We start from the raw sequence: 14,280 nt of genomic DNA, 5'->3' as shown, positions 1-14,280 counted from the left end.
CCACTCCCACACCCGGGACGGTGCGGACCGCGTGGGCCGATCTCGCTGCAGGCGGTGGGAAGCGGGCGTGGTGCCCAGGTTCGTCGAGGAGTGCCGGGAACCAGGATTTCCGAGCGGGGAACCATGGTCCAGGCATGCCCGGCGAACCCCGGCACGGTGCGGACTCCGGCGGGGTGGGCGTTCACGAGGGATCTCCCCACCCGGCGTTCCGGCCGCCGCTCGGCGGGCCAGCTCCTGGCAGATTCCGGTCAGCTGCGCAGGCGCGCAGGAGCTCGCGAAGACCGTCCAACGCCGTTGCGAGGTGCCAAAACGTGAATGCCAGGAAGCCCCACTGGGTGCGGGCTGCCGTGGTCGTGGTCGCCGCCACGGGGCTGCTGACCGGCGCAGCCCAGCCCTCCTCCAGTGCCCCGGGAGATCCCGGCACTTCCGAGCAACAGGCCTTCGAGTCGGCCGCCGCCGAGTTCGGCGTCCCGGCGCCCCTGCTGCTGGCCACCTCCTACCAGCTCACCAGGTGGGAGGACCACCGCGGCGAGCAGAGCAAGGCGGGCGGCTACGGCCCGATGCACCTCACCGAGGTCGACTTCGAGGCGCTGCGCCGCGAGAACCCGAGGCTGCGCAAGCTCGCCGACCACCCCACCCTGCACACGCTGGTGGAGGCCGCTGAACTCGTGGACCTGCCGCCGGAGCAGCTCAAGCGCGACCCGCAGCAGAACATCCGGGCCGGTGCCGCGCTGCTGGCCGAGCGCGCCAAGCACCTCAACGGCGGTGAGCTGCCGAACACGCTCGGCGGCTGGTACCCCGCCATCGCCGAGCTCAGCGGCAGCCCGCAGGCCAGCGGCGCGCGGTCCTTCGCCGACTCCGTCTACGAGGTGCTCGACCGCGGTCGCAGCCGCACCACCTCGGCCGGGCAGCAGGTCGGCTTCGCCGAGATCCCGGAGGTGGTGCCGGACCGCGACCTGTCCCGCACCAACCTGGCCGACGTCGCCGCGCGGAGCGGGCCCGAACCGGAGTGCCCGGCCGAGCTGGACTGCCGCTACATCCCGGCCGCCTACGCACCCACCGACCCGGAGGACCCCACCGGCGGCTACGGCAACTACGACACGGCGAACCGCCCGGCGGACGTCCGGATCAGCTCGATCGTCCTCCACGACACCGAAACCTCGTACCAGTCGACGATCTCGACGTTCCAGAACCCGGCGCACGGGGCGGCCTCGCACTACGTGATCCGCTCCTCCGACGGCCAGGTCACGCAGATGGTGCCCACCAAGGACATGGCGTGGCACGCGGGCAGCTGGGACCGCAACATCCGCTCCATCGGCATCGAGCACGAGGGCTGGGCCGCCGAGGGCGGCACCTGGTACACCGAGCAGATGTACCGCTCCTCGGCCGAACTGGTGAAGTACCTCGCGGACAAGTACGACATCCCGCTGGACCGCGAGCACGTCGTGGGCCACGACGAGGTCAGCGCCGACAAGCCGGAGCAGGCGGGCGGCGAGCACTACGACCCGGGCCCGTACTGGAACTGGGCGCACTACATGAACCTGCTCGGCGCCCCGCTGGACGGTGACCGCGGCGGCGACGACGTGGTGACCATCTTCCCCCGGTTCGAGACCAACCGGCCGGTGGTGACCGAGTGCCCACCGGAGGAGGAGTGCCGCGAACTGCCGTCGCAGCCAGCGAACTTCCGCTACCTGCGCACCGCACCGCGCGACGACGCCCCGCTGATCAGCTCGCCCTCGGTGCACCCGGACGGCACGCCCGGCACCACCAGGATCGAGGACTGGTCGGCGAAGGCCGCCGTCGGGCGCCAGTACGCGGTGGCGGAGCGCCGGGACGACTGGCTGGCGCTCTGGTTCGACGGCAAGAAGGCGTGGATGCGGGACCCGGACGGCGTGAACACCGCCCCGGCCGACGACGCCGAGCTGGTGACCCCGGTCCGCGACGGGGTCCCGACCTACGGCATGGCGCTGCCAGCCGCCGGCGACTACCCGGACGGCCTGGAACCGCGGGTGATCAAGCCGCTGCCGTACGTGCTCCCGGCGGGGCAGGTGTACGTCGCGGGCCGGGCGAGCCGGGCCATCGACTACCACGTCGGCTACGACGGGGTGAACGACCCGAACAACCACCAGGTGGTCATCGGCGGCGAGACCTACGTCCAGATCTCCTACAACCACCGCTGGGTCTACGTGAAGGAGTCCGACCTGGAGTCGGCCTGACGGACGATTCCCGCGGCAGCGCCCCAACCATCGGTCGGCTGGGGCGCCGCCGCGCGTCCTATTCGGAGGATTCGCTTGCTGAGGTGGCGACCTCCCAGGCCGCCTCGATCATCCGGAAGATCTCGGCCACCGCGGCCTCCGGATCGGCCTCCTCGCGGGCCAGCGAGTAGGCGTCGATGGCGAACCTCGCGATGGTCCGGGAGGCGGTCGCGGTGAGGGGCAGGTCGGGAGCGGCGGCGATGGCGGTCGCCAACGCCTCCGCGTGGCGCAGCCGCATCGACTCCTCGTACTTCCGCAGCGCGGGTGTTCCGTCGATCAGGTGCCAGATCGGCGCGGCCTCGTCCGCGGTGCAGTGCCGCACCAGGGCCAGGACCTCGCGGCGCAGTGCGGGGATGAGCGGTTCGTCCGGCGCCCGGCCGGTGACCGCCTGCGTGAGGCGCTGCTCGAAGTCCTCGTCCTGCTCGAACACCAGGGCTTCCTTGCCGGCGAAGTGGGAGAAGAGCGTGGTGACGGCCACGTCGGCCTCGGCGGCCACTTCACGGATGCCCACCGCGTCGTACCCGCGTTCCAGGAAGAGCCGCAGAGCGGTGTCAGCGATCTTCTTGCGGGTCGCGGCCTTCTTGCGCTCGCGGCGCCCGGACTGCACGACCATGCGCTGACCCTACCAGGTTCAAAGGTGCACTCGTTTCAAAAGGCTAACCGTTAGTGCTACGGTGGCCGGGTGAAGAAGGTGAGCTTCGCCGAGTTCGGCGGTCCAGACGTCCTGCAACTCATCGATGCCGAGGAGCCCCACGCGGGCCCCGGCCAGGTGCGCATCGCCGTGCGGGCGGCGGGCGTGAACCCCGCCGACTGGCGGGTCCGCGAGGGTCAAGTGCTGAAGGCGCACCCGACCGAGCTGCCCTCCGGGGTCGGCCTGGACGCTGCTGGGGTGGTGGACGAGGTCGGCGAGGGTGTCGAAGGCGTCGCGGTGGGCGACCACGTGTTCGGCGAGGGCTCCAGCACCTACGCCGAGCACGCCGTGCTGTGGGCCTGGGCCCGCATGCCCGAGGGCCTGACATTCGTAGAAGCCGCCGGATACCCCTCCGTGGTGGAAACCGCGCTGCGCACCATCCGCGAGGTCGGCGTGCAGCCCGGGCAGACACTGCTGGTCAGCGGCGCGGCCGGGGGAGTGGGGTCGGCGGTCCTGCAGGTCGCCCGCGACCGCGGCATCAAGGTGATCGGCACGGCCGGGGCCGCGAACCAGGACTACCTGCGCAGCCTGGGCGCGCTCGCCACGACGTACGGCGAGGGCTGGGTCGAGCGGGTGCGCCAGCTCGGCCAGGTCGACGCGGCCCTCGACCTGGCGGGCTCAGGGGTGATCCGCGAACTGGTCGAGCTGACCGGCGACCCGGGCAAGGTGATCTCCATCGCCGACCTCTCCGCCCCGGACCACGGCGTCCGCTTCTCCGGCGTCGCCGGAAGCGTGCCGGACGCCCTCGTCGAAGCGGCCAGGCTGATCTCGCTCGGCAAGCTGCACATCCCGGTCGCGAAGTCCTATCCCCTCGCCGAAGCCGCCCAAGCCCACGTCGACAGCCAAGCAGGCCACACCCGCGGCCGCCGAGTCCTGGTCGTCTGACCTCCGGAACCCGGAGCAGAACCGGCCTCCCACCCCTGCTGTAGGTGGGAGGCCGGTTCCGTCGTGGGCTGCGTGAGCCTAGCTCCCCGGCTCGGGCAGGTCCTGCGTCGTGGCCGGTTCGCGCATCCGGTGACCAGCCACCAAGGCACCGGCGAAGACGAGCAGGTAGGCGTTGCCGCAGAGGACCTCGACCCCGTGCCACGGTGGTACGGCGGTGATGCCGAGCACCGGGAAGTGGATGTCGAGCCCGAACAGGATGTGCACCGGCCAGGCGAAGGTGAGCGCGACCAGACCGGTGATCACGGCGAGGGGTGCGTGCCGGATCGCGAGCAGGGCCAGTGGAGCGGTCCAGACCCAGTGGTGGCTCCAGGAGAACGGGGAGACGGCGGTGGCGGTCAGGCCGCAGAGGGTCAGCCCGAACAACTCGTGACCCATCGCGAGGACCACCCAGATCAGGCGCTGGGTGTCGTCGACGCCGATGAGCCGGATGAGCAGGCCGTTGATCGACAGGTTCCCCGAACCGTCGGGCTGCGAGAACCTGGTGTTGTCGAGGAAGGTTCCGCCCCAGTAGCGCGCTGAGTCCGACGGGGCGGCGAGGAATCCGGCGCCGGTGGTGGCTGCTGTCGTGATCGCCGCCGTGGCTGCGGCCCGGAAGCGTCGCGTGCACAGCAAGTAGACGATGAACAGGCCAGGCGTGAGCTTGGTACCGGCTGCGATGCCGACGCCCACTCCGGCCCACTTGCCACGAGCGGTGAGGTCGAAGAGCACGATCGCGAGCAGCAGCAGGTTGATCTGCCCGAGCCACATGGTCCACGTGACCGGTTCCAGCACGAACAGCACAGCGGTGATCGCAGCTGCTGCTCGGCGCAGCTCCCGGCTCGCCGGGTGCCCGGTGCGGCGCAGGCACCGCCACACCACGGCGGCGAGCAGCGCGAGGTGCGAGGGGATCACCACTGCTTGGCACAGCCACGCAGGAACCAGGGCCAGTGGTGTGAACAGTACGGCTGCGAACGGCGTGTAGGTGAAGGGGAAGCTGCCAACAGGGACGGGTAGGTCGGCTTCGTACAGCGGATCCCCGTGCAGCAGGGCGGCACCACCGGCCCGGTAGACGGTGATGTCGAGGAAGTCGCCGACGACGAGCCGTCCAGTCAGTGCCCAGTGCAGCAACGGTGGAACGACGAACACCGCCGCGGCGAGTGCGACAACGACGACCACGTGCTGGGACAACCACCGCAATCGCGGCGGAAGCTCCCCAACTGGAACCGAAACCTGCACACCCGTCCTTCAGCCCTGGTGGACGGCCTCGACTGACCACGAGGCCGGTGCGCCACGCCCCCCTGCGTCCCGCTCAGCGCCACCGCTGATTGCTTCGTCCCGAGAACGCGACTTCCTCTCCGTGTTCTTTGAATTCTCAAGGCTTGAACGCGTTCCCCAGGGATTCTCGAGCGACGCCGAGACTACGGTCGCTGGAGGGTGGCGAGTACCGGCCAAGAGTGGGAAATGCGCATCACACGTCGAGCAGGTCAGGACGTGGCACCAGGCGCAGGTTGAGCTGTGCCGCCTCTCGTGGCGCGCGGTCCGGCTCGCCGATCTTCCCCGCTTGCGACGCTACGAGGGTGACTCGGGGCGGTCGGGCCGTTGATCTTCCAGCGGTAGGGCTCGGACATGTCCATGCCCCGGACACACCTCTCCGCTCCTCGCGTCACGCAGGTCTCCGCGGTGACGAGGGCGCTCGGCGACGCAGTGCTTGAGGTGTTCGTCCAGGAGCCCGATCGACACCGAGTGCCGAGGCGGTGGCGGAGGGCGGTGAGAACGCCGACGCGAAGGTCAAGGAGGCCAGTGACGCGATCGCTCGCCTCGTCCGCTCGTGAGGCGGTACGTGCACCTGCAGGCTTCGGAAAGACGTGGTTCCCGCCGGGGCCTGCTCGTTGTTCGTTTGTGCTCCTCGTCGATCTCTAGGTACCCTACGGGGGTAACGTTCAACCGTTCCGCGGTGGAGGAGTGCTCATGAGTGAAACCACTCACGTCGTCAAGGGAATGACCTGCTCCGGGTGCATGAGCAAGGTGACGGCGGCGGTCACCGGTGTCGACGGCGTCACCGACGTCGACGTGGACATCAGCAACGGCGAACTCACGGTCGTCAGCGACGCGCCGGTCGACCCGGCGGCGATCCGCAAGGCGGTCGGCGACGCCGGTTACGAGATGGCGAGCTGAGTGCGGTGGGTGAGTCGAACCCGGCGGACCCGCCGGTGGTGGTCAAGGTCGTGGACAACGGGCCTTACCAGGTGAAGGGCCCGGTTCGGATCGTCGACCACGAGAACAACGCCTACGAGCTCGGTCCGGGCCGCACCCGCCTGCTGTGCCGGTGCGGCCTCTCGGCGAAGAAGCCGTTCTGCGACGGCTCGCACGCCAGGGAGGGTTTCGCCGCGGCGGACCGCGCAACTCCCGCCGAAACCCAGTAGACGCGGACGAAGAACACCGGTGGGGCGCTCGAGAGGGCGCCCCACCGGTGTTCTCGTCACTTCTGAGGTCGGCGGCAGGCGGCCAGCGCGGTCGCGGCGAAGTCGGCGACCGCTCCTCGGTGGCGGAACTGCGCCTTGACCGAGGGGAGGAGCCGGTGGCAGCAGAGGTGCACCGCGGCCCCCAGGCTGACGTGCACCTTCCCCCACTGCCGCGTGCCACGCAGGCTGCTCCCTACTCGTGAGCGGCAACGGTCGTAACAACGACCATCCCCACTCACGACCCAACGGTGATAGCGACGTGGCCTCCCGCGCTGGTGCGGGAGGCCACGTCTCCTTGGCCAACTCCAACCGCGCTAGGCGGCGGTCAGAGCGGCACCCTTCCTTTCGGTGCTGGGCTGCGGTTCAGCGGTGGTGGTGCTGCGGAACCGGCGCAGCCGCAGGCTGTTGCCGACCACGAACACCGAGCTGAACGCCATCGCCGCTCCGGCGATCATCGGGTTGAGCAGCCCGGCAGCGGCCAGCGGCAGGGCGAGCACGTTGTAGGCGAAGGCCCAGAACAGGTTGCCCTTGATGGTGCGCAGCGTGCGCCGGGAAAGGCGGATGGCGTCGACGGCGGCCCGCAGGTCGCCGCGGACCAACGTGAGGTCGCTGGCTTCGATCGCCACGTCGGTGCCGGTGCCCATGGCGAGTCCGAGGTCGGCTTGGGCCAGGGCGGCGGCGTCGTTGACGCCGTCCCCGGCCATGGCCACCACCTTGCCCTCGGCCTGCAGCCGCTTGACGACATCGACCTTGTCCTGCGGCAGGACTTCGGCGATGACCTCGGTGATGCCGACTTCGGCGGCCACGGTGCGGGCGACGGTGTCGTTGTCACCGGTGAGCAGAACGGGAGTGAGCCCGAGCTCACGCAGCCCAGCGATCGCCTCGGCGGAGGTGGGCTTGACGGTGTCGGCCACCTCCAGCACCGCGCGCGGGGCACCGTCCCAGGCCACGGCGACCGCGGTGCGGCCCTGGGCCTCGGCGGCCTGCTGCGCCGCCAGGAGTTCCTGGGTCAGCGGCTGGCTCCACTGCTCCAGCAGGGCAGGCCGCCCGACGAGCACGGCGTGCCCACCAACAACGCCCTGCACGCCCAGCCCCTCGATGTTGGTGAAGCCCTCAACAGCGGGCAGCTCACCCACCCGGTCCGCAGCGCCCTGCGCGATGGCCTTGGCGATGGGGTGTTCCGAGGCGTTCTCGGCGGCACCAGCCAGGCGCAGCGCTTCCTGCTCGCCGACGCCGTCAGCGGTGTGCACGGCGATCAGCGACATCTGCCCGGTGGTGACGGTTCCGGTCTTGTCCAGCACGATGGTGTCGATGCGGCGGGTGGACTCCAGCACCTCCGGGCCCTTGATCAGGATGCCCATCTGGGCCCCGCGGCCGGTGCCGACCAGCAGCGCGGTCGGCGTGGCCAGTCCGAGTGCGCAGGGGCAGGCGACGATGAGCACGGCGACCGCGGCGGTGAAGGCGGCGGCGATGCCGGAGCCGGTGCCCAGCCAGAACCCGAGCGAGGCCACCGCCAGTGCGATCACGATGGGGACGAAGACGGCGGAGATCCGGTCGGCCAGCCGTTGCACGGCGGCCTTGCCGTTCTGGGCGTCCTCGACGAGCTTGGCCATCTGCGCCAGCTGGGTGTCGGACCCGACGCGGGTGGCGCGGACGAGGAGGCGTCCACCGGCGTTGACGGTCGCGCCGACCACGGTGTCCCCGGGGCGGACTTCGACGGGCACGGACTCGCCGGTGAGCATGCTGGCGTCGACCGCGGAGTTGCCGTCCTCGATGGTGCCGTCGGTGGCGATCTTCTCACCGGGCCGCACCACGAACACGTCACCGACGGTGAGCTGCTCGGTGGGGATCCGCACCTCCTGGCCCTCGCGCAGCACCGCGACTTCCTTGGCGCCGAGTTCCAGCAGTGCCCGGAGCGCGGCTCCGGCACGGCGCTTGGAGCGGGCTTCGAAGTAGCGCCCGGCGAGGATGAACATCGTGACCCCGGCGGCGACTTCGAGGTAGATGTTGCCGTCCCCGCTGACCCGTTGGATGGTCAGTTCGAACGGGTGGGTCATGCCGGGCACACCGGCGGTGCCGAACAGCAGCGCGTACAGCGACCACAGGAGAGCGGCGCCGGTGCCCATGGAGATCAGGGTGTCCATGGTGGCGGTGCCGTGCCGCAGGTTCGCCCAGGCCGCCTTGTGGAACGGCAGCGCGCCCCACACCACGACCGGGGCCGCCAGCGTCAGCGAGATCCACTGCCAGTAGGTGAACTGCAGCGCCGGGACCATCGCCAACACGATGACCGGGACCGCCAGCACGGTCGAGACGATCAACCGGTTCCGCAACGACCGCACCGGGTCATCGGCGGTGTCACTGGTGTCCCCGCTGTCCCCGGCGGGTTGGGCGGTTCGGGGCAGGTCGGCGGTGTATCCGGCGTCCTGGACCTGCTGGACGAGTTCCTGCGGGTCCAGCCCGCTCGGGTAGGTGATCCTGGCCTTCTCGGTGGCGTAGTTGACCGACGCGGTGACCCCGTCGAGCTTGCCGAGCCGCTTCTCCACCCGGGCCGCGCAGGAAGCGCAGGTCATCCCGCCGATGGCCAGTTCGATCTGGGCGGTGGTGCCGCCTGGTGCCGCAGTGCTCATCGGAGGTCTCCTGTTCCGCCCGCGCCGAAGGGGGCCGGGTTCTGCTGGTCGACCGCGTCGACCGTGGAGTGCGCCGCACCCCGGTGCTCGATGTCGAACCGGGTTGCCGCGCTGCCCGGAGTGATCAGCGTCGAGGTGGGCGAGGGGATGTGCTCGCCCCCGGTCGACGCCAGCCCTGTCGGGATGGTCCGCGTGACTCCCGCGACGGCGCCGCTGTGGATGCCCGCCCCCGCGGCGTTCCCATCGCCGGGGTGCTCGACGTGCGCCTCAGCACCGTCGAGCGCGAGCGGACCGACAGCGGTTCCGATGACCCACGCCCCGCCGAAGGCGAGCGCGAGCACCGCACCGTAGGCGGAGAGCTTCGCTGCTGCGTTCATTGCGATCCTTTCGCGCACCCGAACCCCGCCGCAGCGGGTCCGGCCTGGTCAGGAAGCGAGTTCGTAACCGGCTTCCGCGACGGCTTCCCGCACGTCGTCCTCGGCCAGCGCGGCGGAGCTGCGCACGCTCACCGCACCGCTGGCCAGGTCCACCGACACCTCCGACACGGTGTCGATCCTGGTGATCTCCTCGGTGACCGACCGCACGCAGTGCTCGCAGGTCATCCCCACCACGGTGTAGTTCGCCTCAACCATCTCGCTGCCCCTTGCAGGTCCAGTCGCCCGTCCTCGCCGGGCGATCTGCTGCCTTGTTTATACCCTAGGGGGGTATCGTCGTCAACGGGCGTCCTGCGTCGGGCCTTGATGTGTTCACCGTGGGCAAGTTGTTGCATCCGGGTTCGCGGCCAGGCCTGTGCGCATACGGGGGTAGGGTTGCCGATGAGAGGATCGTCCTGGCGGCGAAGCGGTGGGCGGTCGCTTCGGGCGGCGCGATTCCACTGGAACCGGCTGCGCGCGGCCTTGGCGGAGCGTGCGGTGGTGGGCTGCCCGTGACAGGTGGCGCCGCGGACATCACGCACGAGAACCCCGCCCCTCGGATGGGGCGGGGTTCGGTGGGTGCGAGGTGGTCAGCCGACGGTTCGGTGGGCCCCGGTGTGGTGGCCGTCGCCCTTGGTCGAGCGGACGCCGACGAGCTGCAGCTGGATTGCTCGGGAGGGGCAGTCGACGTGGGTGGCGTCGCGGACGGTGCCGACGTACTCCTCGACGAGGTCCTCCATCGCGACCACGCCGACCGGGCTGCCGCTGGTGTCGACCGCGACGGCGAGGTGGCTGCCGGTTCGGCGCAGTGCGGTGAGCGCGTCGTCGAGCCGGGTGCTGGTCGGCACGGTGGGCAGCCGTCGCACCTTGGCGGGGGCGATCAGCGTGGACTGGTCGTGCCCGATCTGGTCGAGGACGTCCTTGATGTGCAGGTAGCCCCGCAAGGCGCCGTCGCCGCCCCGCACGGGGAACCGCGAGAAGCCCGTTCCGGCCACCACCCGCTCCACGTCGCCCAGCGTCGGCTCCTGCGGCAGCGTCGTCAGGTCCGCCAGCGGAACGAGCACATCACCCACGGTGCGCTCCACTGAGGACAACGTCTGGGCGAGCCTGCGGTGCTCGGACTGGTCCAGCAGGCCCTCCCGGCGGGACTCCAGCAGCAGCTCGGCCAGTTCCGACGAGGTGTAGGCGGTGTCCAGCTCGTCCTTGGGCTCGACGCGCAGCAGCCGCAGCACCACGTTGGCCACCATGTTGAACACCGCGATCAGCGGCCGGGCCAGCTTGACGAACCCGACCAGTGGCGGAACCAGCCACAGCGCGACCTTCTCCGGTTCGGCGATGGCCAGGTTCTTCGGCACCATCTCGCCGATCAGCACGTGCAGCACCACGACGATGGCCAGGGCGATCGCGAAGGCGACCACGTGCGTCACCGTCTCCGGGATGCCGAGCGCGGCGAAGGGGACTTCGAGCTGGTGGGCCACCGCGGGCTCACCGAGGCGGCCGAGCCCGAGCGAGCACAGGGTGATGCCGAGCTGGGCGCTGGTGAGCATCAGCGAGCCATCCTGGCTGGCCCCGATCACGATCCTCGCGCGGGTCCTGCCCTGTGCGAGCAGGGCTTCCAGTCGATCGCGGCGCGAGGACAGCAGGGAGAACTCCGCGCCCACGAAGAACGCGTTGAGCAGGAGCAGCGCGACGCCGAGCAGGATGGCGGAACCGTCGCTCATCGGGTGCCCTCCGCATCGTCGGCAGCGTTCTGGGGCTGGCTGGTGAGGCGGAGCTCCGCGATGCGGTGGCCGTCCATCCGGGTCACGATCAGCACCGCGCCGTCCGATGTCACGCGGTCGCCGACTTCCGGGATGCGGCTGAGCTCCGCCAGCACGTAGCCGGCGACGGTCTCGTAGTCGCCCTCGGGCAGCGGGACACCGGTCGCCTCGACGAACTCATCAGGGCGCAGCAGCCCGGAGATGACCCACGTGCCGTCGCCGACCGCGCGCACTGCGGCGACTTCGCGGCGGTCGTGCTCGTCGCGGACATCGCCGATGATCTCCTCGACCACGTCCTCCAGGGTCACGATGCCCGCAGTGCCGCCGTACTCGTCCACCACGATCGCCAGCTGCAGCCCGGAACTGCGCAGCTTCTCCAGCAGCGCGTCCCCGTCCAGGGTTTCCGGGACCTTGGGGACGGGCTGGGTGAGCGATCCGACGAGGGTGCGTTCGCGTTCCTCGGCAGGCAGCCCGAACGCCTGTTTGACGTGGACGATCCCGTGCACTTCGTCGAGATCGCCGTTGTGGACCGGGAACCGGGAGATCCCGGTCCGGCGGGCGAGGGCGAGCAGGGTTGCGACGGTGTCCTCCGTCGACAGTGCTTCCACCCGGACGCGCGGGGTCATCAACTCGTCCGCGGTGCGGTCGACGAACCGCAGCGAGCGGTCCAGCAACCGCGCGGTCGCGGTGTCCAGGGTCCCGTGCTCGGCGCTGGAGCGCACGATCGACCCCAGTTCCTCGGGGGACCGGGCGGAGCGCAGCTCTTCCTGGGGCTCGATGCCGAAGCGGCGCACGATCCAGTTGGCGCTGTTGTTCATCGCATCGATCAGCCAGCGGAAGACCTGCGAGAACCTCGAGTGGTAGCCCGAGACGGCCCGGGCGGTCGGCAGCGGCCGGGCGATGGCCAGGTTCTTGGGCACCATCTCGCCGAAGACCATCGACAACGTGGTTGCCAGCATGATCGCCAGCGCCAGCGACACCGGTCCGGTCGCGCCGTCGGGCAGGCCGACCGCGGTGAGCACCGGCTGGATCAGGTCGCCGATCAGCGGCTCGGCCACGTAACCGGTGATCAGGGTGGTCAGCGTGATGGCGACCTGGGCCCCGGAGAGCTGGAAGGACAGCGTCCGGTGCGCCTTGGCCACTGCCTTGGCCCGGCGGTCACCGACCTGGCGGACGTGGGCGTCGACGGTGCTGCGTTCCAGCGATGTCAGCGAGAACTCCGCGGCGACCGCGAGACCGGTGCCGAGCGTGAGCACTCCGACGAAGACCAGGCCGAGCACGGCCAGCAGGACCTCCATCACCGGTCACCTCGCCGCGCGGTGGTCCCCGCCCTGAGTTGCGGAAAGCCGGGACCAGGTCCCGGCTCGGTACTACCCTCTGTGGATTGTGCCTCGGGCACTGAAGTTGTCACTCCTCGTCAACAATGGGAGGAAAGGGGCACGTACCACGTCCCGGACGGGACGTCAGGTGTTGGTGCCGCCTCCGCTCCAGGTTGGTGTCCGAATGCTAGGGCCATCCGCGTGACTGGGCGATGTCGCGTTGATCACGCCAGTTGCGGCGTTTGTCCGGAACCAGCCGGTGCGGTGCTCCGTTGCTATGTGCGTGGACGATGATCCTGGAAGTAGCTGCCGCACCTCTCTCGACCGGGGAGACGCGGACCTCGCGGCTACGCCGGCACCGCGCGCCAGCGCGACCTCCATTTGGGGTGAGTTGAGTCCGCACGACGACGTCCCCACACCGGCGAGCGCGCGTGCACTCCTCCTCCAGCGCATCCACCCTCCTCGCCACTGGCGACTTCTCGCGTCCGCACCGCGCGATGACCATTCACACAACAGACACCTATGCGCAACCGAGGTTCCTCGCTCGTCCCAGCCGACGGCCCCGGTGAACGCCCCGTCGTCCGCACGACTCGTCCACACCGTCTGCCCGCACGCGAGGTCAGAGGTTCGCGGTCTGCCTCGACCGCGCTGACATCCCCACCCAGCACGGAGTCGCGTCACGCGCAACCCGCCAGCAACTACTCAAAGCACTCGCCCGATGACACGCGGAGATGAAGAGAAGGGACAGGAAGATGGTTTTCAAGAAACTGCTGGGCGCACTGGGGATCGGCGGCCCGTCGGTGGACACCGTGTTGCACCACCCGCACGTCCGCCCCGGTGAGAACCTCGTCGGTGAGGTCCGCCTCACTGGTGGCAGCCAGGACGTCGACGTCGAGCACGTCGCGCTCGGGTTCGTCACCAGCATGGGAACCGACCACGACGAGCACGCCGGGGTGGAGTTCCACCGCGCCGTGGTCGCCGGGCGCTTCCAGCTGCGCGAGGGCGAGCACAAGACCATCCCGTTCGAGCTCCCGGTGCCGTGGGAGACGCCGATATCCAGCGTCCACGGGCAGCCCCTGCACGGCATGGCGCTCGGCGTGCGCACCGAACTGGCCGTGGCCAAGGTCGCCGACAAGGGTGACCTCGACACCTTCGCCGTGGAACCGCTGCCCGCCCAGGCGAAAGTGATCGAGGCCTTCTCCCAGCTCGGCTTCCACGTCAAGGGCGTCGGCCTGGAGCACGGCCACCTGCCCGGCCTCCACCAGGAGCTGCCGTTCTCCCAGGAGATCGAGTTCTACCCGGCACCGCAGTACACCGGGCGGATCGAGGACGTCGAGCTGACCTTCATCACCGGCCCGCACGGTATGGACGTCGTGCTGGAGGCCGACAAGCGCGGCGGCTTGTTCACCCCGGGGCAGGAAGCCTTCGGCCGCATCCACGTCACCCACGACGAAGCGCTCACCACCGACTGGGCCAGGCACATCACCAGCTGGCTGGAACAGGTCATCGAGCACCGAGGTGCCCACGGCGGCGGGTTCGCCCACCACCCGGAGCACGGCCACCAGGGCTACGGCCACCACGAAGACGACCAGCACCGCGGCTCCGGAATGGGCGGCATGATCGCCGGAGCGGCACTGGGCGCAGGCGCCGGGCTCGTCGGAGGCATGGTCGTCGGTGAGGTCGTGGAGGAGATCTTCGAAGGGGACGACGAAGAGTTCTGACGCCGTCGCGCAGCGGGCGCCGCCACCGTCGCCCGCTGCGCGCTACGACCGCGAAAGCACACACCACGTTGATCAGCCCCGGGTTGATCAACGCATGTTGGGGACGAG

13 protein-coding genes are annotated in these 14,280 nt (G+C 70.2%); 5 read left to right on the top strand and 8 right to left on the bottom strand.

Translation table 11 applies throughout. From position 1 onward, the window contains the following. Nucleotides 1-311: 311 nt before the first annotated feature. Nucleotides 312-2,216, top strand: a complete 1,905-nt coding sequence (locus ABT324_RS10785) for an N-acetylmuramoyl-L-alanine amidase (RefSeq protein WP_351174851.1) — start codon at nucleotides 312-314, stop codon at nucleotides 2,214-2,216. Nucleotides 2,217-2,274: 58 nt separating this feature from the next. On the opposite strand, the gene ABT324_RS10780 is transcribed toward ABT324_RS10785, so the two are convergent. Beyond that, on the bottom strand, nucleotides 2,275-2,868 hold the full coding sequence (locus ABT324_RS10780; RefSeq protein WP_351174849.1) for a TetR/AcrR family transcriptional regulator: 594 nt from the start codon (nucleotides 2,866-2,868) through the stop codon (nucleotides 2,275-2,277). Nucleotides 2,869-2,937: 69 nt separating this feature from the next. On the opposite strand from ABT324_RS10780, the gene ABT324_RS10775 reads away from it, so the two are divergent. Continuing rightward, nucleotides 2,938-3,831 (top strand): NADP-dependent oxidoreductase, encoded by an 894-nt coding sequence (locus ABT324_RS10775; RefSeq protein WP_351174847.1) that lies wholly within the window; start codon nucleotides 2,938-2,940, stop codon nucleotides 3,829-3,831. 78 nt (nucleotides 3,832-3,909) lie between these two features. Here ABT324_RS10775 and ABT324_RS10770 read toward each other — a convergent pair whose 3' ends face one another. After that, the gene (locus ABT324_RS10770; RefSeq protein WP_351174845.1) at nucleotides 3,910-5,046 is read right to left on the bottom strand and encodes a glycosyltransferase 87 family protein; all 1,137 of its coding nucleotides are present in this window, start codon (nucleotides 5,044-5,046) and stop codon (nucleotides 3,910-3,912) included. Nucleotides 5,047-5,838: 792 nt separating this feature from the next. On the opposite strand from ABT324_RS10770, the gene ABT324_RS10765 reads away from it, so the two are divergent. Continuing rightward, entirely contained in the window at nucleotides 5,839-6,045 is a 207-nt protein-coding gene (locus ABT324_RS10765; RefSeq protein WP_351174843.1) for a heavy-metal-associated domain-containing protein, read from the top strand. A 5-nt stretch (nucleotides 6,046-6,050) separates the two neighbouring features. Further along, nucleotides 6,051-6,293: a CDGSH iron-sulfur domain-containing protein gene (locus ABT324_RS10760; protein ID WP_351174841.1), complete on the top strand. Its 243-nt coding sequence runs from the start codon at nucleotides 6,051-6,053 to the stop codon at nucleotides 6,291-6,293. 56 nt (nucleotides 6,294-6,349) lie between these two features. Here ABT324_RS10760 and ABT324_RS10755 read toward each other — a convergent pair whose 3' ends face one another. From ABT324_RS10755 to ABT324_RS10730, 6 genes are all read right to left on the bottom strand, one after another. Next, nucleotides 6,350-6,490, bottom strand: coding sequence for a hypothetical protein (locus ABT324_RS10755; protein ID WP_351174839.1), 141 nt, complete (start codon nucleotides 6,488-6,490; stop codon nucleotides 6,350-6,352). Between the two features lie 156 nt (nucleotides 6,491-6,646). Further along, nucleotides 6,647-8,959: a heavy metal translocating P-type ATPase gene (locus ABT324_RS10750; protein ID WP_351174837.1), complete on the bottom strand. Its 2,313-nt coding sequence runs from the start codon at nucleotides 8,957-8,959 to the stop codon at nucleotides 6,647-6,649. After that, entirely contained in the window at nucleotides 8,956-9,336 is a 381-nt protein-coding gene (locus tag ABT324_RS10745; RefSeq protein WP_351174835.1) for a hypothetical protein, read from the bottom strand. Before ABT324_RS10745 ends, ABT324_RS10750 begins: the two co-directional genes overlap by 4 nt. 48 nt (nucleotides 9,337-9,384) lie before the next feature. Then, complete coding sequence (locus ABT324_RS10740; RefSeq protein WP_351174833.1) at nucleotides 9,385-9,591, bottom strand: heavy-metal-associated domain-containing protein; 207 nt, start codon at nucleotides 9,589-9,591, stop codon at nucleotides 9,385-9,387. Nucleotides 9,592-9,962: 371 nt separating this feature from the next. Then, the gene (locus ABT324_RS10735) at nucleotides 9,963-11,093 is read right to left on the bottom strand and encodes a hemolysin family protein (RefSeq protein ID WP_351174831.1); all 1,131 of its coding nucleotides are present in this window, start codon (nucleotides 11,091-11,093) and stop codon (nucleotides 9,963-9,965) included. Next, on the bottom strand, nucleotides 11,090-12,430 hold the full coding sequence (locus ABT324_RS10730) for a hemolysin family protein (RefSeq protein ID WP_351174829.1): 1,341 nt from the start codon (nucleotides 12,428-12,430) through the stop codon (nucleotides 11,090-11,092). The genes ABT324_RS10735 and ABT324_RS10730 overlap by 4 nt, the downstream gene beginning before the upstream one ends. A gap of 773 nt (nucleotides 12,431-13,203) precedes the next feature. Here ABT324_RS10730 and ABT324_RS10725 point away from each other — a divergent pair. Further along, on the top strand, nucleotides 13,204-14,172 hold the full coding sequence (locus ABT324_RS10725) for a sporulation protein (protein WP_351174827.1): 969 nt from the start codon (nucleotides 13,204-13,206) through the stop codon (nucleotides 14,170-14,172). Nucleotides 14,173-14,280: the final 108 nt, after the last annotated feature.

It is taken from the genome of Saccharopolyspora sp. NPDC000359, assembly GCF_040300525.1.
In the GTDB taxonomy this organism is placed as follows: domain Bacteria; phylum Actinomycetota; class Actinomycetes; order Mycobacteriales; family Pseudonocardiaceae; genus Saccharopolyspora.
Note: the sequence above shows the minus strand (reverse complement) of the source record. Positions and strands in the feature narration are given on the sequence as shown.

Excerpts from the sequence above, each read along its gene's own strand:
- ABT324_RS10780 (WP_351174849.1), bottom strand. The coding sequence starts at position 2,868 with ATGGTCGTGCAGTCCGGGCGCCGCGAGCGCAAGAAGGCCGCGACCCGC.
- ABT324_RS10765 (WP_351174843.1), top strand. The coding sequence starts at position 5,839 with ATGAGTGAAACCACTCACGTCGTCAAGGGAATGACCTGCTCCGGGTGC.
- ABT324_RS10750 (WP_351174837.1), bottom strand. The coding sequence starts at position 8,959 with ATGAGCACTGCGGCACCAGGCGGCACCACCGCCCAGATCGAACTGGCC.
- ABT324_RS10745 (WP_351174835.1), bottom strand. The coding sequence starts at position 9,336 with ATGAACGCAGCAGCGAAGCTCTCCGCCTACGGTGCGGTGCTCGCGCTC.
- ABT324_RS10740 (WP_351174833.1), bottom strand. The coding sequence starts at position 9,591 with ATGGTTGAGGCGAACTACACCGTGGTGGGGATGACCTGCGAGCACTGC.
- ABT324_RS10735 (WP_351174831.1), bottom strand. The coding sequence starts at position 11,093 with ATGAGCGACGGTTCCGCCATCCTGCTCGGCGTCGCGCTGCTCCTGCTC.
- ABT324_RS10730 (WP_351174829.1), bottom strand. The coding sequence starts at position 12,430 with ATGGAGGTCCTGCTGGCCGTGCTCGGCCTGGTCTTCGTCGGAGTGCTC.
- ABT324_RS10725 (WP_351174827.1), top strand. The coding sequence starts at position 13,204 with ATGGTTTTCAAGAAACTGCTGGGCGCACTGGGGATCGGCGGCCCGTCG.